Raw genomic sequence first — 20,151 nt, forward strand, 5'->3', positions numbered from 1 at the left:
AATGACCGTACACTTTATCGGCGCAGGCCCCGGCGCGCCGGATCTGTTGACCCTACGCGGGCGCGACTTAATCGCCGCCTGCCCGGTGTGCCTCTATGCGGGATCACTAGTGCCGGAGCAGATTCTGGAACACTGCCCGCCAGGGGCCAGGGTGATCAACACTGCGCCGCTCTCGCTAGACGAGATACTTCACGAAATTCAAACCGCCCACGCGCAAGGCTTGGACGTTGCCAGACTGCACTCGGGGGATCTCTCGGTATGGTCAGCCATGGGCGAGCAACTGCGCCGCCTTCGCGAGCTGGATATCCCTTATAGCATCACCCCCGGCGTGCCATCCTTTGCGGCAGCGGCGGCGACGCTAGGTCAGGAGTTAACGCTACCCGGCGTGGCCCAGTCGGTGGTGCTTACCCGCACGCCGGGGCGTGCCAGTGCCATGCCCAGCGAAGAGACCCTGGCCAACTTTGCCCGCACCGGGGCCACGCTGGCGATTCATCTCTCAATCCATAATCTCGCCCAGGTAGTGGAAAGCCTGACGCCTTACTACGGCGAGCAGTGCCCAGTAGCGATTGTATGGCGGGCCAGCTGGCCGGACGAGCGGGTAGTGCGGGGGCGGCTAGGCAGCATAGAAGGGCTGATTGATGACACCATGCAACGCACCGCGCTGATATTGGTAGGGCCAGTGCTGGAGAGCGAAGACTTTGATGAGAGCAGCCTCTACGCGGAGGGCTACGACCGCCGCTTCCGCCCACAGTCGGCGGATTCGCCCTTTGCCACACCCACTGATAAGAGCGAGCCATGATCACGCTTTCACTGATTGGTATCGGCACCGGCAACCTTGACCACGTCACCCTGGCAGCAGTGCGTGCGCTTAACAACGCAGACGTTATCCTGCTGCCCCGCAAAGGCGATGCCAAATCAGACCTGCTCGACCTGCGCCGCCTGCTATGCGAACGGCTGTTAGAAGCGCCGGTGACCACCCACATCGTCGAATTCGACCTACCTAGTCGTGATGATGGCCGGGATAGCCGCAATGACTACCTCGGCGCAGTAGACGACTGGCACGCGGCCATTGCCAGCGTGTGGGCGCAGCTAATCGATCAACACCTGCCCAGCGGCGGGCGGGTCGGCATGTTGGTGTGGGGCGACCCCTCGCTTTTTGACAGTAGCTTGCGCATCACCCAGCGGCTAAGCGCGGCGGGTAGGGCGGTTGAGGTAGAGGTAGTGCCAGGCATCACCAGCCTGCAGGTACTCACCGCCGAACATAAAATCCCCCTTAATGCCCTCGCCGAGCCGGTACAAATAACCACCGGCCGCCGCCTGCGCGAACGCGGCTGGCCTGAAGACGCCGCCACGGTAGCGGTCATGCTCGACAGCGGCGGCGCCTTTACCACGCTGCCGCCTGAAGATAACTACATATGGTGGGGCGCCTACCTGGGCATGGAGAAACAGTGCCTAATCAAAGGCTGGCTAAGTGAGGTCAGCGACGAGATCATCCAACGCCGCGCCGAACTGCGCGAACAGCACGGCTGGATCATGGATATCTACCTGCTCGCCAAGCCGGAAAAATAACCCCAGGTATGAATATGGAATGTTTTTCCATAAAATAACGCTACCTACTCCTAGCCAGCAGAAAGGAAAAACCATGAGCTTTTACGTATATCTATCCGGCGAGATTCACACCGACTGGCGCGAAGAAATCCAGCGCGGCGCTGACGCAGCGGGCCTGGATATCGTCTTCACCGCCCCGGTCACCGACCACGACGCCAGTGATGCCGCAGGCGACCACCTGGGCGCGCAGAGCAGCCAGTTCTGGCGCGACCACCAATCATCCAAGATCAACGCCATCCGCACCCGCACCATGATCGAGCAAGCGGATCTGGTAGTGGTACGTTTCGGCGACAAATACAAACAGTGGAATGCCGCGTTTGATGCAGGCTACTGCGCCGCGCTCGCCAAGCCCTACATCACCCTGCACAGCGAAGACATCATCCACCCGCTAAAAGAAGTCGACGCAGGCGCCCAGGCTTGGTGCACCACCACCGAGCAGGTCGTCGAAACTCTGCGCTACGTCCTAAAAGCCTAATCCCGCAGCCCCTCCCGCAAGCCCTGCTAAAACTTGTGGGAGGGCGCTTTAGCGCGCGACGGTTCTGCCTTGAGAATCATCAACAGTTAGTGAGTTGATAATAACTACAACATAACTACAATGTAATGCATGGGCCATCTTACCTTTGATTGGGATCCACTTAAGAATGCCGCTAATCGCAAGAAGCATGGCGTCTCGTTCGAAGAGGCAAAGACTGCCTTCACGGACGAATTCGGCCGCCTTATATCTGATCCCGATCATTCTGAAGAGGAGGATCGGTTCATACTCCTTGGAACGAGCATTCATTCCCGTTTACTGGTGGTGTGCCACTGCGTTAGAGACGGAGAAACAATCCGAATTATCTCAGCGCGCAAGGCGGATAAACGAGAGCGAAAAACTTACGAAGGGTATAGACATGCGTGACCATTACGATTTTTCAGAGTCAGTCAAAAACCCATACGCCAAGAAACTTAAAAAGCAGGTCACGATCCGGCTGGATGAAGATACCATCGCGTATTTCAAGAATTTGGCGGAAGAGAAAGACCTTCCCTATCAGAGCTTGATCAATCTTTATCTGCGCGACTGTGCCCAGTCACATAAAGACCTCAAGCTTGAGTGGCAGTAAACGGTGCACCACTACCGATCAGGTGATTGAAATCCACCGTTACGTTCTCAAAGCCTAAGCCACAGCGCTTCCCAAAGCTCTGCCACTGCACTGGTGTTGTGGGAGGGAGCTTTAGCTCGCGAAGACTCAGCCACATAATCAATCTCGCCACCTCGTAGCGCGGCATAACGCTTGGCGAAGAACGAGCTAAAAGGTGCCCGCAGCGGCGGCCCGGCGCGAAGGCAGCGCCAGCTGCGTAAAACTTGCTACAGCACAACTTTTCTGCAAAGCCGCGTGACCTAAGCCAATTTTATGAATAGAGTATGATTAGATCAGCAAAACTAGCTAGTACGCGAATTTTAGATATACTGCCGAACTATTATTAATTTTATAAGAATCAGTTGATTAGCGCTGTTTCAACGCGCGCGATAAGAATGTTGAATAGCCCAGCGTATTCATTCAATATCTGAACGTGCAGTCTAATAACTGTTAGGCTCGGACACCATGATTCTCGATGACTGTGAAGAAATTTTTCATCAGGCACTCTCAAGTGAGTCCGAGACGGCGTTCCGTAACGCCATAGATCCCTTATTCAAAGAATACGAGATCCTGTCGCTCGAGTTCGGTCGCGGCAGCATGTTTTGGCGTGCCAGACTCATAGAGAGCGAGATGTATCCAAATATTTCTGATCTCGACTACCCGCCGCCCGAGCTTACTCGGCAGGGGAGACTGAATGATCCTGGCGCCCCTTGCTTCTACATTTCTGCACGCAAAGAAACTGCTCTCGCTGAGGTTGGCGCAACGGAAGGACAGCTGGTACAGCTAGCGGGGTTTCGAATCAAGAATGAATCGCCGATCCGGCTTGCGGTAATTGGCGAGTACTCGAATGTGCAAAAGAGTGGATACATGCACTTCGCTGGCCGAGATCCAGAGATGGCTATCTCAAAGATTCTTAACGCCATGCCTCGTCAACAGTCTTTGAAGAAACTCTACATTGACAAATTTTTCGCGAGTATTCTTTCGAACCCAGACGCTTCAGCTAACGGCTATATGTTCAGCCGTGCCCTTGCCCGAGCAATCTACTCGCGCGTCGGTGCTGGAGGCATCGTCTTTCCAAGTGTGAAGGACCGCGGAGGTTTCAATCTAGCTGTCCAAGCCGAGCCATCTGACAAGAGCTTTCAAAATGTCAGTTGCCTCGTAGTGCGCATGGGAAAGCCTCGCAGGTTTGGGTTGATTGAGTTCACGATAGTTAAATCTGCTGAGCGGCTAGATGAGGACTGGAACTTCATCTGGCTAGAGGGGGGCGACCCAGAGGCGATCGGCATGTACAACATGAGCAAAGAGGAGTTTGAGATGGCGTCGCGTAATCCCAGCGATAGAAACAATCTCCTACATATGCTTCACACACACGCCGGGCGCCGCTAGACCATTCCTAACAATTCATTCAAGCTTGATGCCGCTTCGCGGCACGACTCACTTCAAGCGTTAGCTGAATAGGAGAGCGAGTGCAACTCAGTGAACTTACGGACAAAGAGCTTCTGGAGTTGCAGGCATCCGCGACAAATGAGCTTAAAACTAGGGGGGTAGTCCGGACACAGAATAACCCGCTCGGCGATTATACGGAGTGGCTAGTCGCGAAGGCTTTGAATCTTGAGCTTCAAGCAAACTCCAAAGCTGGGTATGACGGTGTCAGTAAAGATGGTGTGCGCATACAGATTAAGGGCCGCCGGGTTACGCCCACAAATAATTCGCGTCAGCTTAGCGCGATCAGGAAGTATACCGAGAAAGGCTTTGATGCTCTCGCAGCAGTTATTTATGACAAGAATTTTAACATCATTGAGGCGTTGCTTATACCTCACGAGGTTGTGGGGGAGTACGCTTCGTATCGTGAGCACGTGAATGCTCACATCTTGATATTGAAAGGGCCCATTTTAAGTGATCTAAGGGTTCAATCTATCAAGCAGACGGTGTGTAGCTAACAATGCCAAAGCTTTTCCTTTTCCGTTGCGGCTTCGCCTCCACTACAATGCTGGCCATGTTGGCAGCGTTGAGGCTGCAGAAAACCCCGCTGACGCCTGAGTTTTGGTGGGATCAAGGAAAACACACGAGGAGTGGTCAGCATGCAGCGTTTCAACTCCTATAACCACGATCAAAACGCCATGGTGGTGATCAACGACTAAGATCAGCTCCAACCCGGTACCTTTGAGCACGCGGTGTATTATCTGATTGAGCAAAGCTAAACTTAACCGTTTTCCATGCCAAGTACCGCAACGATGCGGCCAGTCGACTGTCTATGATGCAGCTATTCTATAAACCCCGGTTATTCAAGGCGAACCATCGATATTATGGCGAGAAAAATACTAGGTTTGAAGGCGAAAAAAGAGACATATACCAAGCCCGCCAGCGAAGTGGCAGACCCATTCCCCAACGACCCCGAAAAACGGTTTTTAAATGGCGTCGCTATTCATCCTTCCCCACGCATTGAGTTAGAGCCTGGTTCTCCGCAGCGTACTGTGCGGGCGATGGATTTGATTACGCCCATTGGGATGGGGCAACGTGGGTTGATTGTTGCGCCGCCAGGCTCTGGCAAAACGACGATGCTAAAACATATCTGCCAAGCCGTGGCCGAGGCTCATCCTGACATAAAGCTGTATGCCTTGCTGATTGATGAGCGCCCTGAAGAAGTGACCGATTTTAAGCGCAGTGTGTCGGCAGAAGTCCATGCATCGTCTTCAGACGAAAGCTACACACACCATGTCAATATGGCAGATAAGCTGCTTGAGACCGCGCGTAAGCAAGCAGGCGACGGGCACAATGTGATGATTGTGATCGATTCGCTTACCAGACTCTCGCGCGTTCATAATGCCGAGCAGCGAGGCAATGGCCGTACCATGTCGGGTGGGCTGGACTCCCGCGCGATGGAAATACCGCGAAAACTGTTTGGCGCCGCGAGAAAGATCGAAAATGGCGGGTCGCTCACCATTCTGGCCACCGTGCTGGTGGATACGGGAAGCCGTATGGATCAGGTGATTTTCGAGGAGTTCAAGGGTACGGGCAATATGGAACTGGTGTTATCACGGGATGTGGCCAATCAACGGCTTTTCCCGGCGATAGATATTGCCAAAAGCAGTACCCGTCGAGAAGAGCTTTTGATTGATGCAAAAGATATTGAAAAAGTAAGGACATTGCGTAGAGCGTTGACAACGCTTAAGCCAGTAGAAGGCGCGCAGAAGTTGCTTGAGTTATTGGATAAATATCCCACGAATGCCGAGCTATTAGATGCGTTTTTACCCGCCTAGTGAAATATCTGTAATAAAGAAGCTCACCTTCGTTTTTTAAAAATCCAGGGAGGTGAGCTTCTTTGGTAAGGTTTAACGATTATTTTGTTTATTAAATTTCAAGTTTGACTCGGGTACTGCTTTTCGAACCGGAAAGCCTGCAATCTCTTTGCGCTCAATAGTGCTTTTTAATCGTCTTTCAATGGCACAAAGATTTTTAAAGTCACTCATGTCTACAAAAGAAATGGCTTCACCTGAGGCACCCGCGCGGCCGGTTCGGCCAATGCGGTGGACGTACTCTTCGGGCTTAAAAGGTAAATCGTAATTCACCACACGACTCAGTTCACCAATATCCAAACCACGCGCGGCAACCCCTGTGGCGACCAGGTACTTTAATTCGCCAGATTTGAACTGAGCCAGAATTTTTTCGCGCATCGCCTGGCTTCTATCGCCATGGATGGAGTCCGCTGTGATGCCGCGTTTTTCCAGTTGAGCAACAAGCTTGGCTGCATTGTGTTTTTTCTCGGTAAAAATAAGCGCCTGATCCCACTGTTGTTCGTTAATCAAGTGACTCAACAGGGCAGACTTGGTGTCTTTGTCGACGGTGATTAGCCACTGTTTGATATTCGCGGCGGTGCGGATGTTGGGGGAAATGGATATTTCAGACGCCAGATCGGTCATCTTGCTATCTGAAAAATCGTAGGCCAACGCCCGAACGTCATCGGTCATGGTGGCCGAAAACAGTAGGTTTTGACGGTCTTCAGGCAGGCGATCTATGATTTTCTTGATATCGTCGACAAAGCCCATGTCGACCATTCTGTCCGCTTCGTCCAATACCAAGACTTTAAGTTCATCAAAGTGCAGCGCACGCTGATGCGCCAAATCAAGCAGTCTGCCCGGCGTGGCGACCAGAATATCCACCCCTTTGATTAGGCGCTCTTTTTGAGCTTCGGTATCCACACCGCCATACATCGCCATAGAGGTTAGGTGCGTGTGTTTAGCGTATTGAGCCACATTGGCTTCGACCTGAACCGCTAACTCACGGGTCGGCACCAGAATCAGCGCACGTATGCGTTTGCCACGTAACGTTCCCGCGTTACTGAACCGTTCTAGCAGCGGCAGCACAAAAGCAGCTGTTTTGCCTGTGCCTGTTTGTGCGGTGGCGATTAAGTCGTTACCCGAAAGAATGGCAGGAATCGCTTGTTCCTGGATGGGCGTTGGCGTTTTGTAACCTAGTTCGGTAATCGCTTGAACGAGAGGAGTGGATAATCCTAGTTTTGCAAATGGCATAAGGCGCCCTGACAGATCGTCGTAAGGTGTGTCGAAAATAAAAGATGAGGCAGTATAAAGTAAAACAGCTGTTGGTAGCTGTATGGTGCCAGATGATCTGTCCCGCCGTTGAAAGCGGCTCAGATGAATGTCCAGGCCAGTATCCTCGTGATCTTATTTCCTTGCTTCTGAGGCTGGCCCCGTTTCGGAGTCTCTCAGCGCTTGCGGTTGGACCTGAATATACCGTGTTCCAAGATCTCCTGACTCGATATCAGCGTGATTCGGCTGACAGACTAATGGCTTGTTTTATACCCCTACACTTTTTATACCCTTACGCTATGCTATTGAAATAATTGATTACAAAGCCGCACGTGCTGAGTAGCGGCAGATATTCCCTTTTTCCACGAAGAGATAATTGGTTGCACATGGCCTTTGTTAAACCTATTACGCTAGCCGCGCACGGCATTAAGCTCGTGCCATTAACACTCGCCCATGAATCCGGTCTACGCGCTGCGGCTGCGGATGGCGAATTGTGGAACCTCCGCATCACATCGGTGCCTGCGCCAGAGGAGACGCTGGGCTATATTGATACTGCGTTAAAAAGCCATGAGGAAGGCCACCGCCTCGCTTTCGCTGTCATTGAAGAGGCCAGTGGTACGGTGCTTGGCTCCACCAGTTATCACGATATTCTGCCCGCTGAGAAGCGAGTGGAAATTGGCTATACGTGGTATGCCAAACGCGTTCAGCGTACGCATGTCAACACCACATGTAAGCTACTGCTGTTGACGCACGCTTTTGAAACACTGGGTTGCAACGTGGTCGGTTGGCGCACCGATAATTTTAACGTCGCGAGCCAGCGTGCGATTGAGCGGCTAGGCGCGAAGAAAGATGGCGTAATCCGTGGGCATAAGCTGCGCCGCGATGGCACAATCCGCGATACCGTCATGTATAGCCTACATCAGGGGGAATGGCCGGAAGTGCGCTCACATCTTAACGATTTGTTGAGCCGGCCTTCAGTCGGTGAGTTACGCAGTGCTGGCGCCTGACGAGAGGCTGCAGCCAACTTATTTTCCGTTATCACTCCAACGAAGTAGTTGAGCCCAGACGTAAGGAGTCTCAAACATCAATGACCACCGACCCTTGGCTCAATCGTTGGCTACCGCTATTGTGCGAACGCGCTGGCACAGATGTTGTCCTGGAAATCGGATGTGGACACGGAGATGACACGGCCATACTGGCCAGCGCCGGGCTCAGCGTCTTCGCTTTTGATCTGTCTCGTACGGCAGTGGGGCTCACCAGCGTCAGAGTTCCGACTGCTACGGTTCAGTGCAGAGATCTCCGTGAACCATTCCCTGAGCATGTTCGTGAGGTGGGCGCCATTGTGGCGAGCCTATCGCTACACTACTTCGCTTGGGACGAAACTCAAGCCCTTGTTCAGCGGATTCGTTCCACATTAAGACCTGGGGGCATCCTGCTATGCCGTCTGAACTCCACACAGGATCATAATTTCGGGGCTAGTGGTCATGCAGAGCTTGAACCGAATTTGTTTCTTGTGGAGGGCAACCCTAAGCGCTTCTTCGATAAAGCCTCTGTTGGATTACTGTTCGACAAGGGTTGGAACAAGCTCTCAATGGAGCACTATGTCACCAGCAAGTATGTCAAGCCGAAAGCGCTGTGGGAGATCGTGCTTGAGCGAAACGATGCCTAGCGCCTCGGTTGCATCCAGTTGCTTGCTGGCATCTCATTCAGTTGCGGCCGCAAAGCTATGAGGTAGGCGCTACGGTAAGAACTACTGTATAGCCAGCGTCCCCCACCTGGGCCGGGGTGCTTGGTGTTATGTACTTTTGGTGTCATGTACTTATGGAGAAGTAATTTGAACATTACAGATTTACCTTTTGGGGTCACTGATTGGTCTGAAGTTAAGCAGACTGAACACTCTGGAGAATATGGCGTTGCTTATTGGAAGACCCGAAGCTTCGGGGATATCCGGGTGCGTATGGTGGAATACAGTCCTGGCTATCTGGCTGATCATTGGTGCGCTAAAGGCCACATATTGCTCTGCCTAGAAGGTGAACTTCACACTGAGCTAGACGATGGTCGCTGCTTTGTTCTTACGCCTGGTTCGAGCTATCAAGTTGCCGATAATGCCGAACTTCATCGCTCTTCAACAAAGCAAGGAGCTAAGTTGTTTGTCGTTGATTAGTATCACTAGCCCGTAGGCACGGCCTTGGTTATTCCATTGCCGTGCACTTATTTATCAGGATGAGTGCGAGTACGAGGGCAAAAGAGTTATTGTTATCCTCTTAAGTGCCTTGGTTGAGCTCAAGCCATCAAGCTCGCTTTCTGTAGTCACCGAACGTTTGTTTCTCATACCGCTTATGGCGGGCGTTTAGCCAAGAGGTAAGTTGTGCACCTAGTCTTATAGTCAGGCCATGTGCTGGATGCTAACCCCTCCGCTTCGCTGCGGTTTTGTCACCGGTGATGGCGTGCATAATTAAAAGGAAGAAACATGCATCATTTAGCAGCCCAATGGATTGTGGGGTTACTGAGAGATAGAAATATTCCTTTTCTGATCTGTGGAGGGCTCGCAGCAAAGGGATATGGCTCTGAGCGTGCTCTGAATGACATCGACCTTTTTGTACCCGACGAGCACTTTGCGTCAGTGGTTCAGGCCGGTCAGGAGTTTGTATCCAAAGCTGCCGCTCACCGCCAGGAGGAAGGTTGGGATCTAACCTATGTCCAGTTCAAGTATGAAGGCATCAAAGTGGAGGTAGGTAGCGCTGACGGCTCACAAATTTTCGATGCAAGTAACGAGACTTGGGTTCCGCTCAGCATAGATTTTTCTCGCTATGTGACTGTGCATTTGCTGGGTCTTGAACTTCCCCTTATGCTGAAAGACGATCTGGTTCAGTATAAATCTGTTCTTTCACGGCCGGTGGATATCGAAGATATCTGTGCTATCCGTGAGAGTGCGGAGCTAGGCAATTCACCGAGTGGTGGGCGTTAGGCATTCGAGGAAGGGGAGTGTTAGAAATACTAACTAAAGTAGTGCGTGCGTCTGCGGAGCAGAGTGTTCTCTGTCGGCTAGCCACAAGTGATGAAAGTGGCCAGCAGAATGTATCGCCAAAAGAAGTCTTTGCTATTTCGGATAGCCAGCACATTGTCGCTTCAACACATTGAGCGCAAGCGTTACTCGGAAACTAAATGAACCCCGTCATTCAAGAAGAAATATCCGGCTGCGGTATCGCGGCATGCGCGGCACTAACGTCCATTACCTATGTGCAGGCCAAAGAGGCAGCCAACGCCTTGGGTATCTATGCTGAAGACACAGCACTTTGGTCAGACACAGAGTACGTCCGTAAGCTCTTGCGTGCTTTGGGCATCACGGTTGCACCCACGGAGACGCCATTCGACACCTGGGAAAGCCTGCCAGACAAGGCGCTTTTGGCCATCAAGTGGCGAATGGAGCAGGGCAGGCTTTTCTGGCATTGGGTGGTGTTCGTCAGAGATGAGCGTGAAGCAGTGGTGCTGGATTCCAAAAAAGCCTTGAAGACAAACACCCGCCGCGACTTTGGACGCATCAAGCCCAAGTGGTTCATTCGTTTAGGTTAAGGCCTTCTGGCTATTATTAAGCGCTACTAGTGAGGACTATGAGCTAGCGCTTGGTTCTTGTTGGGCTCTCGCTTTTTGCTCAGCCTGATCAAGAAGAACAGGCCCGCTACCTGATTTAGCCAGTTTGTCGTCGGGGTTATAGAGCGGGCAATTAGTCATGCTCAGGCAGCCACAGCCTATACATCCTGCTAAGTTATCGCGCAGTTTTTGCAGGTAAGCAATTCGGCCATCAAGCATCTGCTGCCAGTTTTTTGAAAGCTGCTGCCAATCTTCAACCGTCGGCGTGCGGTTATTGGGTAGTGATTCAAAGGCCTGCTTTATTTCCTCCAGGCTGACACCAACTCTCTGCGCGGCTTTGATCACTGAAATCCGCCTTAGCACTTCTGGTTTGTAGCGGCGCTGATTGCCCTCATTGCGCCAGCTATGAATTAGCCCTTGCTGCTCGTAAAAATGCAGGGTGCTGACGTTAATCCCGCAGCGCTTGGCAACCTTGCCGACACTCCAAATCGTTTCTGCCATGACTTACCCCTGAATCTTTTTTGCCATTTTTCCGCAAAAACCGCTTTACCTCAAGTTGAGTTGAGGTTTTATCCTGCCATTTCACTTAACGCAAGGAGACTCTTATGTACTTGGAACACGTTAATCTGGTGGTTGCTGATATGGATGCCATGCTGGATTTTTACCGCGCAGTCTTCCCGCACTGGCGGATCCGCGATGAGGGCCATGGCGAGTGGTATGGCAAACCACGTAAATGGATCCACTTTGGAGACGATGATCACTACCTGGCGTTAAGTGATCACGGTGAAGGGGAGAATCGTGATCTTAAAGGCCACAGCGTTGGGTTAGCCCATTTTGCTTATGTGACCGATAATTTGGACGCCGTTGTTGCTAGGCTCAATAACGCCGGTTTTGCCATTGCCAAACCCGGCGCCCCAGAGCCGTTTCGCAAAAATGTTTATTTTGTCGATCCGGCCGGTTTTGAAGTGGAGTTTGTCGAGTATCTGAGCGATATCCCGGCGGAACGGAATTTGAATCGCGATGCTCAATGATCAGGATTTCAACACCCACCTAGGGGGCTGACCTGTGTTAGGTCTCGATTTTGAACACCATCAAATATTCTGCGCATAATCTGTTAAAATTTTGGCGCTTTCAGTAAGGATTGGGAGCAAAAGCTATTAGAAACGGAAGTGAGCTACTAAATCCAATGGAAGAAGCAGGTTTACCCTAAGGAAGGCGAAGCACTCCTGCCTTATTTTATGAAGCTGCCTAGCCCTGGAGCAGATGCGAATCTATCCCAGGACTAGGCAGCTTTTAGTTACGCCTTTGGCGCAGTTGACCATCATTAGGAACCTCTAGATGATTCGTAAATACCGGGAGGCAGATATTGAACAAATTTTGGATATCTGGCTTTCAGCATCGATTAAAGCTCACGACTTTGTTGGACCAGCGTTTTGGAAGTCAAAAGTTAGCGACATGCGTAATAAATATATCCCTGCATCGGAGACCTTTGTATTTGAACGTGATGGGCAGATAGCCGGGTTTTACTGCCTCTATGGAAGTACGTTAGCTGCCGTTTTTGTGTCGCCAAACTTGCAGGGCCAAGGAATAGGGTCAGCGCTGATGGATGATGCCAAGAGCAGAAGGTCGTGCCTGCAGCTAAGTGTCTACAGCCACAATACTCCCAGTATCAATTTTTATAAGCAGCATGGGTTCATTTCATTAGGCGAGCAGATTGATGAACAAACGGGTGAACCTGAGTTCATCATGGAGCATTACTGTTAATAGCGGCAAAGTGATTAATTTTGGGCCATTCTGCACTATGTACCGAAGGAACGATTGATGAAAGGTGAATGTCTCTGCGGAGCGGTGGCGTTTGAAATTAAGGGTGAACTACCAAACCTCTATCAATGCCACTGTTCTTTGTGTCGAAAAGCGACCGGGTCTACCGCGAACGCTGCCACATTTGTAGATGAGGATAGCTTTAGCTGGATTTCCGATCAGTCCAATATCAGCACTTTTCAGAAGCAAACCGGTTATCGGAGTGACTTTTGTAAGCACTGCGGTAGCCCGGTTCCTAATAAGCTGAGAGACACTGGTTTGATGTGGGTCCCTGCAGGATTGCTTGGTGGATCGACGATAACTCAAGTGGCTGTTCACCTCCATTTGTCCTCATCAGCTTTATGGGCGCAAGAACCAGATAACTGCGTTCGGCTGGGGGGTGGCCCTGATAGCTTGGAGTCTCTTAACCAGGCATTGCAGCGGAAATAAGGTCAACCCGAAGCTTGTAAGGAAGTAGATAGAAGCCTATGAACGCCTAGGCGTTAAGATGAGTTACGGAGAAGTGGTCAAAAATGGGTTAAGAACCGATCCCAAGTGGATAGAGGCGTGCCGTAGTGACTGTGCGGGGACTGCTATTTTTCAGTGCTGGCGTCGCAGGTATTTTAGAATAGCCCGGATAAACTCTCGCTTCGCTTGCTGCTGATCCCGGCGGACTTGTTCAATATCGATGCCCCCCAGCCCATCTTGGTATCTAATTGGGATGACTCCAGTGTTGTCAATGATCCCTTTTTCCAAGCCTTCGTTATTCTGGCGAGGGGGCGAACCGACGCCGTTAAAGTATTGCTCTTCTTTTGAATCCATCATATCTCTGACTTCCATAACGCCGCCCTGGGTATCAGGACGCTCCGGTTATCTCGGTGCATCATGGATATGCTAGTATTGTTTTATTATGCAAGATATTCCATAAAAATGAGTAAAGACTTTGCAAAAACGAACAGTGAGAGCGCGTGAGCGAGTCTCTACCACTGCCCAGAAAATACGTAGTCATCTAGCATGGAACGACTTTGAAATTATCCTTGCCATCGCGACCGCAGGCTCACTTTCTGGAGCCTCGCGAGCTCTGGGGGTCAGTCATGCAACTGTTTTCCGGCGACTGGGTGAAGTTGAGCAGCGCTTGGGGGTAACGCTTTTTGAAAGAAACCGTACGGGTTACCAGCCCACGCTGGCAGGGGAGGAACTCGCCGATACGGCTAAGATTATGGATGAGGCCGCTCTTGCTGCCGAACGTAAAGTCGCAGGTCGTGACCTCGAGCCGAGTGGGGAAATTTATACCACCACAACGGACTCCTTGCTGATGGGATTGTTGGCACCTTTATTCACGCAATTTCGTCATCAATATCCAGCCATAATGCTGGACGTGGCTATCTCAAACCAGTTGTTCAACCTGACTCGCCGGGAAGCGGACGTCGCGATTCGTCCCTCCAATCTTCCGCCTGAAAACTTGATCGGTCGACGACTGACCACAATTGGCCAGGCTGTCTATGGGCATCGCAGCCTCGGTCTAAACCCAGGAGCCTCTATTGAGAGCCTTACTAGCCAACCTTGGATTGGTGCAGGGCCACGATTACAGGATTCAGCGCTAGACCAGTGGATGGACAAAAATGAGCTGAAGGCGGCCTGTGTCTACCGTGTGGATACCTTGGTCAGCATACTTAGTGCGATACATGCGCGCATGGGGTTAGCCGTCCTGCCGTGCTATTTAGCGGATGAAGATCCGGATATTATTCAGCTCAGCGACCCTATCCCCGAATTGGAATACGGGCTGTGGTTTTTGATGCACCCAGACCTGAGAGGCGTGGTGAAGATTCACGCTTTAAAAGACTTTTTGACAGAAGCGATTCAAGCACAGAAACAGCGTCTCGCTGGGCCTCTGTTGGGCTAGCCTGTGTCATGATCTTCTAATTAGGCGCTCCACTGCGGGCACCGCTAATGAAAGCGAAAAATGGCCATCCGAAAGGGCACAGTCCTGGGCTATAATGGCATGGCCTTGCGGGGCATATGCTTTAAGCAGGTTCAGCATGATTCAAACGGTGTGGCACGATCCTCTTTCAGTTATTCAGTGGCCTGACGATGACGACCAAGAGTCGAAAAATCGTTTATCGCCAAATAAGTAAATGTGCTGACTTACTTATTAATTTTTATTATTTATTTTCAGTTGATAAAAGGTTGTTAGTAATGATTAATACCAAAATATACAAAGCGGTTTACGAACTCGCTGAAAAGCTTATGAAGGCTGCCGATAAAGAGGATAGAGAAGCTTTTGATGCGCTCTATGCGCAGTTGGAAGCTATTTGCACCGAGAACGAAAATACTGATAAAGATCACCCTGAGCAGTGGGAAACGCTCGCGGACTTTACGGAAGAGCTGGATGAGGCGCTGGCTGTCTACGAAAAAGCCCTCGAAAAAGCCGTCGCGATCAATTCGAAAGACCATATGTCATCCATTGCATTTTCCATGGCAACCCTGCAAGTTGAGCTGGGCCAGACCGACGCGGCAATCAGCAATCTTCAAAATGCTCAAACCACTGCCAACAAAATTGAAGATAGTGAGCTTAAAGAAGAAATTGATAAGCTGCTTGAAAAGCTGACGGCAGGCTAGGCATGTTACGTTGCTGATTTTACGACTATTCGCGATAGACGCAGATGTATATAAAGCCTGATTGTGCTGGGTTTGCCTAAGACTAGGAGTTTATTTTGACCAATAACGATATTTTTCGCCGCATCCGTTACACCTTTGATTTAAAAGACAGCACCATCGTGGATATCTTCGCCTTGGCTGAGGTTAGTGTGACTCAGCAGCAGGTCACTGCTTGGCTGAAAAAGGATGAAGACGACGCCTTTGTTCCTATGAAAAATAAAGAGTTTGCGTCGTTTCTGAATGGGTTTATTAGCTTTAAGCGTGGCAAGCGCGAAGGCCCTCAGCCCGCGCCAGAATCGCAGCTTAACAACAATATGGTGTTCCAGAAGCTGCGTATTGCGCTGAATTTAAAGGCTGAAGATATTCTGGCGGCTTTTGACCTGGCTGGATTCAAGCTAAGCAACCATGAGTTAAGTGCGTTTTTCCGCAAGCCGAGCCACAAGAATTATCGCGAGTGCAAAGATCAGGTGTTGCGCAATTTTTTGCTCGGTATTCAGCTTCAATTGCGGCCTAATCAGGACGTTTCAAGCGCTGAGTCCTGAGTTCATAGCCTGAATTCATATAACAGCTGCGGCATTTTTTATCATAGGGGAGAGGCCAATTTTGGTTTCGGTGGGACGTTTTAATAGCCATCGAATCAGGCATTATTGGCTGTTTAGCAGGAGAGTGTGATGTCTATTGATCCAATGGCCGTATGGGCGAATATGACATTGAAAGTCTGGCCTGAACGCTACTGGATGCTGGATCTTAGCGATACATCTGCTCAAGATGTGGCTAACGTGTTCGTGGCCAGCGATGCTCGGTACAGTTGTTTAATTCGCGATCAGTCCGGTGTATCAGCGATTGTCGAAGAGGCTGCTGTCGAACGCTTAAAAACTCAGGTCTCGATAAGAGGTAGTTTCGGCCCGTTTCGAGTTGTATCAACAGATGGCGAGCTTCCTTTCGATGTGATTGGTTTCCTTGGCCCTGTTTTGCGAGCGCTAAATGAACAAGGCATTAAGGCTGGCCCGCAGTGTGGTGCAGTATTTGATCACCTGTTTATTTATGAACGGGACGTTAAGAGAGCGGTGGCTCTTCTAGAGGGTTTCATTAATCAGGCTAGGGAGAGTCACTGAGTTGCTCTGGTAAGGCGCTTAACAGGGCATTTGATGACTGTTAGCTTGGCTGTAGGCATGAACTGTGACTAGACTCCCAGATTTCGCTACTCACTACTATTTGCGAGAGACAGGCCCGTTTCGGAGTCTCTCAGAGCTTCCTGCGGGCTCGGAAAATCCTGTATTCCTTGACCTCCTTACTCGTCATCAGCGTGATCCTCGCTACCGGCGGCGCTACGGTAGGAACTACATAGGATTCCGGCGTGAGGTTGAGGCGCGGCTGCGTGAACTCTTCGTTGTGCGTGGAGGTAAGCCGCGCCGCGATCATCCCTTTTATCTGGTGCTTGGAGAATCCCCTTGGTTTCGCAATCTGAACGCGGATCAACGTGAGCTTAGAATCCCTCTCTCGGCGCTTGATTCCGAAGTAACGTCTTTGACTTACCCAGATAGCTTTATTGCGCTAACCCGAGACGACAAGCCTTACTACAATCAAGTGTTTCTGCTTAGCGAGGTGAGTCGGCTCGTTACACGCTTCGGTATTCCTGCCAATGATCACTTGATTCCTTACGAGCGCTACTGGGAAACTGATTTTGAGCTCTATATCGAGGTGCAGCTTTGGGACACTCCACCCATAATCAATTGAACCGGAGACGTTGCGAGAGACGCTTTCGCAGGCTTATGGTGTAGTTGGTTGTGTTCGGAAAGATCGCACATCGCTTATTGAATCAGCTTGGTATCGAGTCATCTCAGTTCATCGAAGCCTCTTATGTTGATTTGTTTGAAGAAACGGGGAGCTAATCATTTATTCTACAGGCGCTAAGCAAGAAGTCGCGAAGGTCAATGAATTCAGATGTTAAGGCAGCGGCTATGGGAATCGAAGCGGATCTGATAGAAAAAGAAAGGGCATTGCTCAGCTTTGATGCGCGCAGCTCACCGGAGATACTGCGCTCTTTGCTATCTCCGGAATTTTTGGAGATCGGAGCATCAGGCGATTTTTTCGGGTTAGATAGTGTTCTTGATAGTTTGCCGTTCGAGTCTTCGTGGTCGGCTGTATCCCAGGACTTTGAATACAGGAGATTGAGCTCTGATCTCATTCAGCTCTTTTACCGAGTTGTGATTAGTCGTCAAAGCGGCTTAATGAAAAGCTATTCTCGGCGAACGTCAATATGGCGGAAAGAGGGAATGGAAAATGATTTACAACCAAGGCACAGCTATTTCTCCTTTTGACCTTCAGTCTTAATTCGTCGATCCCGCGAGCGTTACACCTTTCAGTTTTTCAAATTGAAAAAAACGATAGGATATGAATATATGGAACTTGCGAGCGTAGATAAAGAAAATATCGATGACCTTTTTAGCTTAAATGCCAAGCTTGCCGAATCCGAAAATCAAAGATACCTGTTTACTGCTGATAGACAAAGTTACGCTGACGCTTTTTTGGCCACTACGCCTGCTTGTTTTGGATTCTTGGCTTATCAAGACAACCAGCCCATTGGTTTCTATATTTATAACTTTAAGTTTGCGAGTTACATCGCTTCACGTGTTCTTTATGTTGAAGATCTGTATTTAATCGATGGCTTTGATACTGAAGAAAATAAAAAATTACTTCTGCAACATGCTGTGAGCATATCACAATCTGAAAATTGCTGTAGAGTCGAGATGCGCGTTCTTAAAGAGGTTAATTTTGGGTATGGTCTTATAAAAAGCTTCGGCTTCAGTGAGATCAAAAAATGGGATGTCTATCGACTAGACCTTGAACCCTAATAGCATAGATGTGGAGCCTGTAATGAAATCAACCGTAGAAGAGCATATCTCCTCATTGGGTTTGGAATTACCCGTCGTTACCACGCCAAGGGGCAACTTTCGTTCCTATGTCATTTCGAACAATATGCTCTATCTGTCAGGTAAGGGCGCTCCGCTGCGAGAAGAGGGAGAGAATGTCCCAAAAGTGGGGCAGGAAGTGACTGTTGAGCAGGCTCGGGCCTACGCTCAAGAGGTTGGCCTGTATCTCCTCGCACTCATCAAAGAAGCTCTGGGAGACTTTGATCGGGTTCAACGTGTTGTGAAGATGTTTGGTATGGTCAATGCTGATCCCAACTTTACTTCCCACACTGAAGTCATCAACGGTTGTTCCGATCTGTTTGTTACTGTGCTTGGTGAGCGCGGTGAGCATGCACGCTCTGCCATTGGTGTTGGATCACTACCGAAAGGGTTTGCTGTGGAAATTGAAGCCATCGTTGAGTTTTCAGGATAAGCCCCCTGGCAATCGATTGTGTTCGGGACTAGCGCTTGCCGTGAACATCATCAACAAGGAGGAAATGGTGCAAACTTGCGAAACGGAAAGGCTATTTATACGGACATTATCCCTAGATGATGTTCCCGAGCTGACCACCATCCTCAGCGATCCTGAGGTGATGAAATACTCGATCCGTGGCGTTTGCGATGAAGCGGCGACCCGGCGGTTTATTGAATGGTGTTTGAAGAGCTATGCCTCTCACAGTATCGGGCCGTTGGCATTAGTAGAAAAGGTTTCCGGTAAGCTTATCGGCTTTTGCGGTGTCGGTACCGAAGAGGTAAATGGCGTTGAGGAGATCGGTTTAGGGTATCGGCTAGCCAAACAGTACTGGAGCAAAGGTCTGGCGTCTGAAGCAGTGCAAGCGGTGCTCAATGATGCATTTAGTCAAAAGCAGCTATCGTCGGTGGTGGCGATTATTGAGCCTGAAAATATTGCGTCACTTAAGGTCGCAGAAAAAGCAGGGTTTGCGACATTCAATACTCTTGAATTTCATGGCCGTCCAGTCAGGCTATACCGGTTAACGTCACAGCAGTGGAGTACACCACAAAACTATGCTGTTATCGCGACCAGTATTTGATAGTTATGCAGGACACTGAAGGCGAAGAGCTAACGTCATTAATATTGCTTAGAGAAATTGCCACTTAACCTCTCTTACAGCCGCTGGGTAGCTAAACCCCAGCGGCTATATCAACGTCGAATGTTGAATTAATTAAGAACACTTCCCACCAGTACTTTTCATGCTAATTACATAAATAATAAACATGATCAGCGACCCCATTACAAAACACCAGACGCCTACAGTTGCATAGATCGCAAAAGCGGGAAGAAATAAAAGGCTGCCAAAGAAGAATAAGCTTGATAAGAGACCGAGCAGGTTGGGTAGCTGTTGACGCTGGGTTGTCTCACTGTTCATTTTATTTCCTTATCTGCAATTTTACTTTCAAGTGCTTCACCGGGTTTAAATACTGATGTCGGGGGCAAACTGAAAGCCCACCGATATCCGATTCCAGCTGTTGATTTGAACAATGATGGCGGTGAGGTCAATCAGCCCTTGCTCGCCAAACGCATCTAGTGCGTTTTGATAGTCGCTGTCACTCACAGTTTGCTGGCTGACAAGTGTGAGTGCTTCTGCCCAGACGAGTGCGGCGCGCTCTTGTGTGCTGAAGCAGGGAGCTTCACGCCACGCAGGCAATACGTCCAGGCGAACCTGGTGCTCGCCATCGTCTCTGGCCTCTTGCGAATGCATGTGCTGACAAAAGCAGCAGTGATTAATTTGCGAAACACGCAGGTTGACTAAGTGAATTATCGAGCGATCAACCGTTGAGTCTGAGGCAACGTTGCCTAATGCGGTCAAGTGCTTAGCTAGGCGTGGGACAAGGCGATACACTGACTGTTGAGATATACGAGTAGACATGTAGGAGACCTCGATGAGTAAGTTGAGA

At 50.1% G+C, this 20,151-nt stretch carries 30 protein-coding genes; 25 read left to right on the forward strand and 5 right to left on the reverse strand.

All coding sequences use genetic code 11. From position 1 onward, the window contains the following. Nucleotide 1 precedes the first annotated feature (1 nt). From cobM to rho, 8 genes are all read left to right on the forward strand, one after another. Nucleotides 2-799, forward strand: a complete 798-nt coding sequence (gene cobM / locus QT230_RS14365) for a precorrin-4 C(11)-methyltransferase (protein WP_308322627.1) — start codon at nucleotides 2-4, stop codon at nucleotides 797-799. Further along, a complete protein-coding gene (cobF, locus tag QT230_RS14370) occupies nucleotides 796-1,569 on the forward strand; it encodes a precorrin-6A synthase (deacetylating) (RefSeq protein WP_308322628.1) in 774 nt (257 codons plus the stop codon). Before cobM ends, cobF begins: the two co-directional genes overlap by 4 nt. A 73-nt stretch (nucleotides 1,570-1,642) precedes the next feature. Then, entirely contained in the window at nucleotides 1,643-2,083 is a 441-nt protein-coding gene (locus QT230_RS14375) for a YtoQ family protein (protein WP_308322629.1), read from the forward strand. Between the two features lie 129 nt (nucleotides 2,084-2,212). Then, nucleotides 2,213-2,506, forward strand: coding sequence for a BrnT family toxin (locus QT230_RS14380; protein ID WP_308322630.1), 294 nt, complete (start codon nucleotides 2,213-2,215; stop codon nucleotides 2,504-2,506). Beyond that, a complete protein-coding gene (locus QT230_RS14385) occupies nucleotides 2,499-2,708 on the forward strand; it encodes a BrnA antitoxin family protein (RefSeq protein ID WP_030069104.1) in 210 nt (69 codons plus the stop codon). The genes QT230_RS14380 and QT230_RS14385 overlap by 8 nt, the downstream gene beginning before the upstream one ends. A gap of 483 nt (nucleotides 2,709-3,191) precedes the next feature. Further along, the gene (locus QT230_RS14390; protein ID WP_308322631.1) at nucleotides 3,192-4,112 is read left to right on the forward strand and encodes an RES family NAD+ phosphorylase; all 921 of its coding nucleotides are present in this window, start codon (nucleotides 3,192-3,194) and stop codon (nucleotides 4,110-4,112) included. 80 nt (nucleotides 4,113-4,192) lie between these two features. Further along, complete coding sequence (locus QT230_RS14395; protein WP_308322632.1) at nucleotides 4,193-4,666, forward strand: hypothetical protein; 474 nt, start codon at nucleotides 4,193-4,195, stop codon at nucleotides 4,664-4,666. Nucleotides 4,667-5,032: 366 nt separating this feature from the next. After that, nucleotides 5,033-5,986: a transcription termination factor Rho gene (gene rho / locus QT230_RS14400; protein WP_308322633.1), complete on the forward strand. Its 954-nt coding sequence runs from the start codon at nucleotides 5,033-5,035 to the stop codon at nucleotides 5,984-5,986. 72 nt (nucleotides 5,987-6,058) lie between these two features. On the opposite strand, the gene QT230_RS14405 is transcribed toward rho, so the two are convergent. Further along, on the reverse strand, nucleotides 6,059-7,255 hold the full coding sequence (locus QT230_RS14405; RefSeq protein ID WP_308322635.1) for a DEAD/DEAH box helicase: 1,197 nt from the start codon (nucleotides 7,253-7,255) through the stop codon (nucleotides 6,059-6,061). A 404-nt stretch (nucleotides 7,256-7,659) separates the two neighbouring features. Between QT230_RS14405 and QT230_RS14410 the strand changes: the two genes are divergently transcribed. From QT230_RS14410 to QT230_RS14430, 5 genes are all read left to right on the forward strand, one after another. Then, nucleotides 7,660-8,280, forward strand: a complete 621-nt coding sequence (locus QT230_RS14410) for a GNAT family protein (protein WP_308322636.1) — start codon at nucleotides 7,660-7,662, stop codon at nucleotides 8,278-8,280. An 80-nt stretch (nucleotides 8,281-8,360) separates the two neighbouring features. Beyond that, nucleotides 8,361-8,942 carry a class I SAM-dependent methyltransferase gene (locus tag QT230_RS14415; protein ID WP_308322637.1) on the forward strand — a complete coding sequence of 194 codons (582 nt, stop codon included), beginning with the start codon at nucleotides 8,361-8,363 and terminating at the stop codon, nucleotides 8,940-8,942. A gap of 165 nt (nucleotides 8,943-9,107) precedes the next feature. After that, nucleotides 9,108-9,437 (forward strand): DHCW motif cupin fold protein, encoded by a 330-nt coding sequence (locus QT230_RS14420; protein ID WP_308322638.1) that lies wholly within the window; start codon nucleotides 9,108-9,110, stop codon nucleotides 9,435-9,437. Between the two features lie 306 nt (nucleotides 9,438-9,743). After that, the gene (locus QT230_RS14425; RefSeq protein WP_308322639.1) at nucleotides 9,744-10,241 is read left to right on the forward strand and encodes a hypothetical protein; all 498 of its coding nucleotides are present in this window, start codon (nucleotides 9,744-9,746) and stop codon (nucleotides 10,239-10,241) included. Between the two features lie 197 nt (nucleotides 10,242-10,438). Next, complete coding sequence (locus tag QT230_RS14430; RefSeq protein WP_308322640.1) at nucleotides 10,439-10,846, forward strand: hypothetical protein; 408 nt, start codon at nucleotides 10,439-10,441, stop codon at nucleotides 10,844-10,846. 36 nt (nucleotides 10,847-10,882) lie between these two features. Here QT230_RS14430 and soxR read toward each other — a convergent pair whose 3' ends face one another. Further along, entirely contained in the window at nucleotides 10,883-11,365 is a 483-nt protein-coding gene (soxR, locus tag QT230_RS14435; protein ID WP_308322641.1) for a redox-sensitive transcriptional activator SoxR, read from the reverse strand. 104 nt (nucleotides 11,366-11,469) lie between these two features. Here soxR and QT230_RS14440 point away from each other — a divergent pair, with 104 nt between their 5' ends. The 3 genes from QT230_RS14440 (at nucleotide 11,470) to QT230_RS14450 (ending at nucleotide 13,114) form a co-directional block, all read left to right on the forward strand. Further along, nucleotides 11,470-11,895, forward strand: a complete 426-nt coding sequence (locus tag QT230_RS14440) for a VOC family protein (RefSeq protein ID WP_308322642.1) — start codon at nucleotides 11,470-11,472, stop codon at nucleotides 11,893-11,895. Between the two features lie 307 nt (nucleotides 11,896-12,202). Then, entirely contained in the window at nucleotides 12,203-12,628 is a 426-nt protein-coding gene (locus tag QT230_RS14445; protein ID WP_308322643.1) for an N-acetyltransferase, read from the forward strand. Between the two features lie 57 nt (nucleotides 12,629-12,685). Then, entirely contained in the window at nucleotides 12,686-13,114 is a 429-nt protein-coding gene (locus tag QT230_RS14450) for a GFA family protein (RefSeq protein WP_308322644.1), read from the forward strand. Between the two features lie 150 nt (nucleotides 13,115-13,264). Here QT230_RS14450 and QT230_RS14455 read toward each other — a convergent pair whose 3' ends face one another. Continuing rightward, the gene (locus QT230_RS14455; protein ID WP_308322645.1) at nucleotides 13,265-13,489 is read right to left on the reverse strand and encodes a hypothetical protein; all 225 of its coding nucleotides are present in this window, start codon (nucleotides 13,487-13,489) and stop codon (nucleotides 13,265-13,267) included. A 118-nt stretch (nucleotides 13,490-13,607) separates the two neighbouring features. On the opposite strand from QT230_RS14455, the gene QT230_RS14460 reads away from it, so the two are divergent. The 9 genes from QT230_RS14460 (at nucleotide 13,608) to QT230_RS14500 (ending at nucleotide 19,286) form a co-directional block, all read left to right on the forward strand. Continuing rightward, the gene (locus QT230_RS14460) at nucleotides 13,608-14,567 is read left to right on the forward strand and encodes a LysR family transcriptional regulator (protein ID WP_308322646.1); all 960 of its coding nucleotides are present in this window, start codon (nucleotides 13,608-13,610) and stop codon (nucleotides 14,565-14,567) included. Between the two features lie 293 nt (nucleotides 14,568-14,860). After that, nucleotides 14,861-15,283, forward strand: coding sequence for a tetratricopeptide repeat protein (locus QT230_RS14465; RefSeq protein ID WP_308322647.1), 423 nt, complete (start codon nucleotides 14,861-14,863; stop codon nucleotides 15,281-15,283). Between the two features lie 95 nt (nucleotides 15,284-15,378). After that, the gene (locus tag QT230_RS14470; protein ID WP_308322648.1) at nucleotides 15,379-15,864 is read left to right on the forward strand and encodes a DUF1456 family protein; all 486 of its coding nucleotides are present in this window, start codon (nucleotides 15,379-15,381) and stop codon (nucleotides 15,862-15,864) included. 129 nt (nucleotides 15,865-15,993) lie between these two features. Continuing rightward, nucleotides 15,994-16,437 (forward strand): hypothetical protein, encoded by a 444-nt coding sequence (locus tag QT230_RS14475; protein WP_308322649.1) that lies wholly within the window; start codon nucleotides 15,994-15,996, stop codon nucleotides 16,435-16,437. Nucleotides 16,438-16,501: 64 nt separating this feature from the next. After that, the gene (locus QT230_RS14480; RefSeq protein ID WP_308322650.1) at nucleotides 16,502-17,059 is read left to right on the forward strand and encodes a hypothetical protein; all 558 of its coding nucleotides are present in this window, start codon (nucleotides 16,502-16,504) and stop codon (nucleotides 17,057-17,059) included. 197 nt (nucleotides 17,060-17,256) lie between these two features. Further along, a complete protein-coding gene (locus tag QT230_RS14485) occupies nucleotides 17,257-17,643 on the forward strand; it encodes a nuclear transport factor 2 family protein (protein WP_308322651.1) in 387 nt (128 codons plus the stop codon). 81 nt (nucleotides 17,644-17,724) lie between these two features. After that, on the forward strand, nucleotides 17,725-18,177 hold the full coding sequence (locus tag QT230_RS14490) for a hypothetical protein (protein WP_308322652.1): 453 nt from the start codon (nucleotides 17,725-17,727) through the stop codon (nucleotides 18,175-18,177). Nucleotides 18,178-18,199: 22 nt separating this feature from the next. Then, nucleotides 18,200-18,667, forward strand: coding sequence for a RidA family protein (locus tag QT230_RS14495; RefSeq protein WP_308322653.1), 468 nt, complete (start codon nucleotides 18,200-18,202; stop codon nucleotides 18,665-18,667). 40 nt (nucleotides 18,668-18,707) lie between these two features. Then, the gene (locus QT230_RS14500; protein ID WP_308322654.1) at nucleotides 18,708-19,286 is read left to right on the forward strand and encodes a GNAT family N-acetyltransferase; all 579 of its coding nucleotides are present in this window, start codon (nucleotides 18,708-18,710) and stop codon (nucleotides 19,284-19,286) included. Nucleotides 19,287-19,418: 132 nt separating this feature from the next. Here the strand turns inward: QT230_RS14500 and QT230_RS14505 are convergent, their stop codons facing one another. Together QT230_RS14505 and QT230_RS14510 are read right to left on the reverse strand one after the other, a co-directional pair. Beyond that, entirely contained in the window at nucleotides 19,419-19,622 is a 204-nt protein-coding gene (locus QT230_RS14505) for a YrhK family protein (protein WP_308322655.1), read from the reverse strand. Between the two features lie 45 nt (nucleotides 19,623-19,667). Then, entirely contained in the window at nucleotides 19,668-20,123 is a 456-nt protein-coding gene (locus tag QT230_RS14510; protein ID WP_308322657.1) for a carboxymuconolactone decarboxylase family protein, read from the reverse strand. Nucleotides 20,124-20,151: the final 28 nt, after the last annotated feature.

The organism is Halomonas sp. SpR8 (assembly GCF_031010195.1).
Classification (GTDB): domain Bacteria; phylum Pseudomonadota; class Gammaproteobacteria; order Pseudomonadales; family Halomonadaceae; genus Vreelandella.

Excerpts from the sequence above, each read along its gene's own strand:
- cobM (WP_308322627.1), top strand. The coding sequence starts at position 2 with ATGACCGTACACTTTATCGGCGCAGGCCCCGGCGCGCCGGATCTGTTG.
- cobF (WP_308322628.1), top strand. The coding sequence starts at position 796 with ATGATCACGCTTTCACTGATTGGTATCGGCACCGGCAACCTTGACCAC.
- QT230_RS14375 (WP_308322629.1), top strand. The coding sequence starts at position 1,643 with ATGAGCTTTTACGTATATCTATCCGGCGAGATTCACACCGACTGGCGC.
- QT230_RS14380 (WP_308322630.1), top strand. The coding sequence starts at position 2,213 with ATGGGCCATCTTACCTTTGATTGGGATCCACTTAAGAATGCCGCTAAT.
- QT230_RS14385 (WP_030069104.1), top strand. The coding sequence starts at position 2,499 with ATGCGTGACCATTACGATTTTTCAGAGTCAGTCAAAAACCCATACGCC.
- QT230_RS14390 (WP_308322631.1), top strand. The coding sequence starts at position 3,192 with ATGATTCTCGATGACTGTGAAGAAATTTTTCATCAGGCACTCTCAAGT.
- rho (WP_308322633.1), top strand. The coding sequence starts at position 5,033 with ATGGCGAGAAAAATACTAGGTTTGAAGGCGAAAAAAGAGACATATACC.
- QT230_RS14405 (WP_308322635.1), bottom strand. The coding sequence starts at position 7,255 with ATGCCATTTGCAAAACTAGGATTATCCACTCCTCTCGTTCAAGCGATT.
- QT230_RS14410 (WP_308322636.1), top strand. The coding sequence starts at position 7,660 with ATGGCCTTTGTTAAACCTATTACGCTAGCCGCGCACGGCATTAAGCTC.
- QT230_RS14415 (WP_308322637.1), top strand. The coding sequence starts at position 8,361 with ATGACCACCGACCCTTGGCTCAATCGTTGGCTACCGCTATTGTGCGAA.
- QT230_RS14425 (WP_308322639.1), top strand. The coding sequence starts at position 9,744 with ATGCATCATTTAGCAGCCCAATGGATTGTGGGGTTACTGAGAGATAGA.
- QT230_RS14430 (WP_308322640.1), top strand. The coding sequence starts at position 10,439 with ATGAACCCCGTCATTCAAGAAGAAATATCCGGCTGCGGTATCGCGGCA.
- soxR (WP_308322641.1), bottom strand. The coding sequence starts at position 11,365 with ATGGCAGAAACGATTTGGAGTGTCGGCAAGGTTGCCAAGCGCTGCGGG.
- QT230_RS14440 (WP_308322642.1), top strand. The coding sequence starts at position 11,470 with ATGTACTTGGAACACGTTAATCTGGTGGTTGCTGATATGGATGCCATG.
- QT230_RS14445 (WP_308322643.1), top strand. The coding sequence starts at position 12,203 with ATGATTCGTAAATACCGGGAGGCAGATATTGAACAAATTTTGGATATC.
- QT230_RS14450 (WP_308322644.1), top strand. The coding sequence starts at position 12,686 with ATGAAAGGTGAATGTCTCTGCGGAGCGGTGGCGTTTGAAATTAAGGGT.
- QT230_RS14455 (WP_308322645.1), bottom strand. The coding sequence starts at position 13,489 with ATGATGGATTCAAAAGAAGAGCAATACTTTAACGGCGTCGGTTCGCCC.
- QT230_RS14465 (WP_308322647.1), top strand. The coding sequence starts at position 14,861 with ATGATTAATACCAAAATATACAAAGCGGTTTACGAACTCGCTGAAAAG.
- QT230_RS14475 (WP_308322649.1), top strand. The coding sequence starts at position 15,994 with ATGTCTATTGATCCAATGGCCGTATGGGCGAATATGACATTGAAAGTC.
- QT230_RS14485 (WP_308322651.1), top strand. The coding sequence starts at position 17,257 with ATGAATTCAGATGTTAAGGCAGCGGCTATGGGAATCGAAGCGGATCTG.
- QT230_RS14490 (WP_308322652.1), top strand. The coding sequence starts at position 17,725 with ATGGAACTTGCGAGCGTAGATAAAGAAAATATCGATGACCTTTTTAGC.
- QT230_RS14495 (WP_308322653.1), top strand. The coding sequence starts at position 18,200 with ATGAAATCAACCGTAGAAGAGCATATCTCCTCATTGGGTTTGGAATTA.
- QT230_RS14505 (WP_308322655.1), bottom strand. The coding sequence starts at position 19,622 with ATGAACAGTGAGACAACCCAGCGTCAACAGCTACCCAACCTGCTCGGT.
- QT230_RS14510 (WP_308322657.1), bottom strand. The coding sequence starts at position 20,123 with ATGTCTACTCGTATATCTCAACAGTCAGTGTATCGCCTTGTCCCACGC.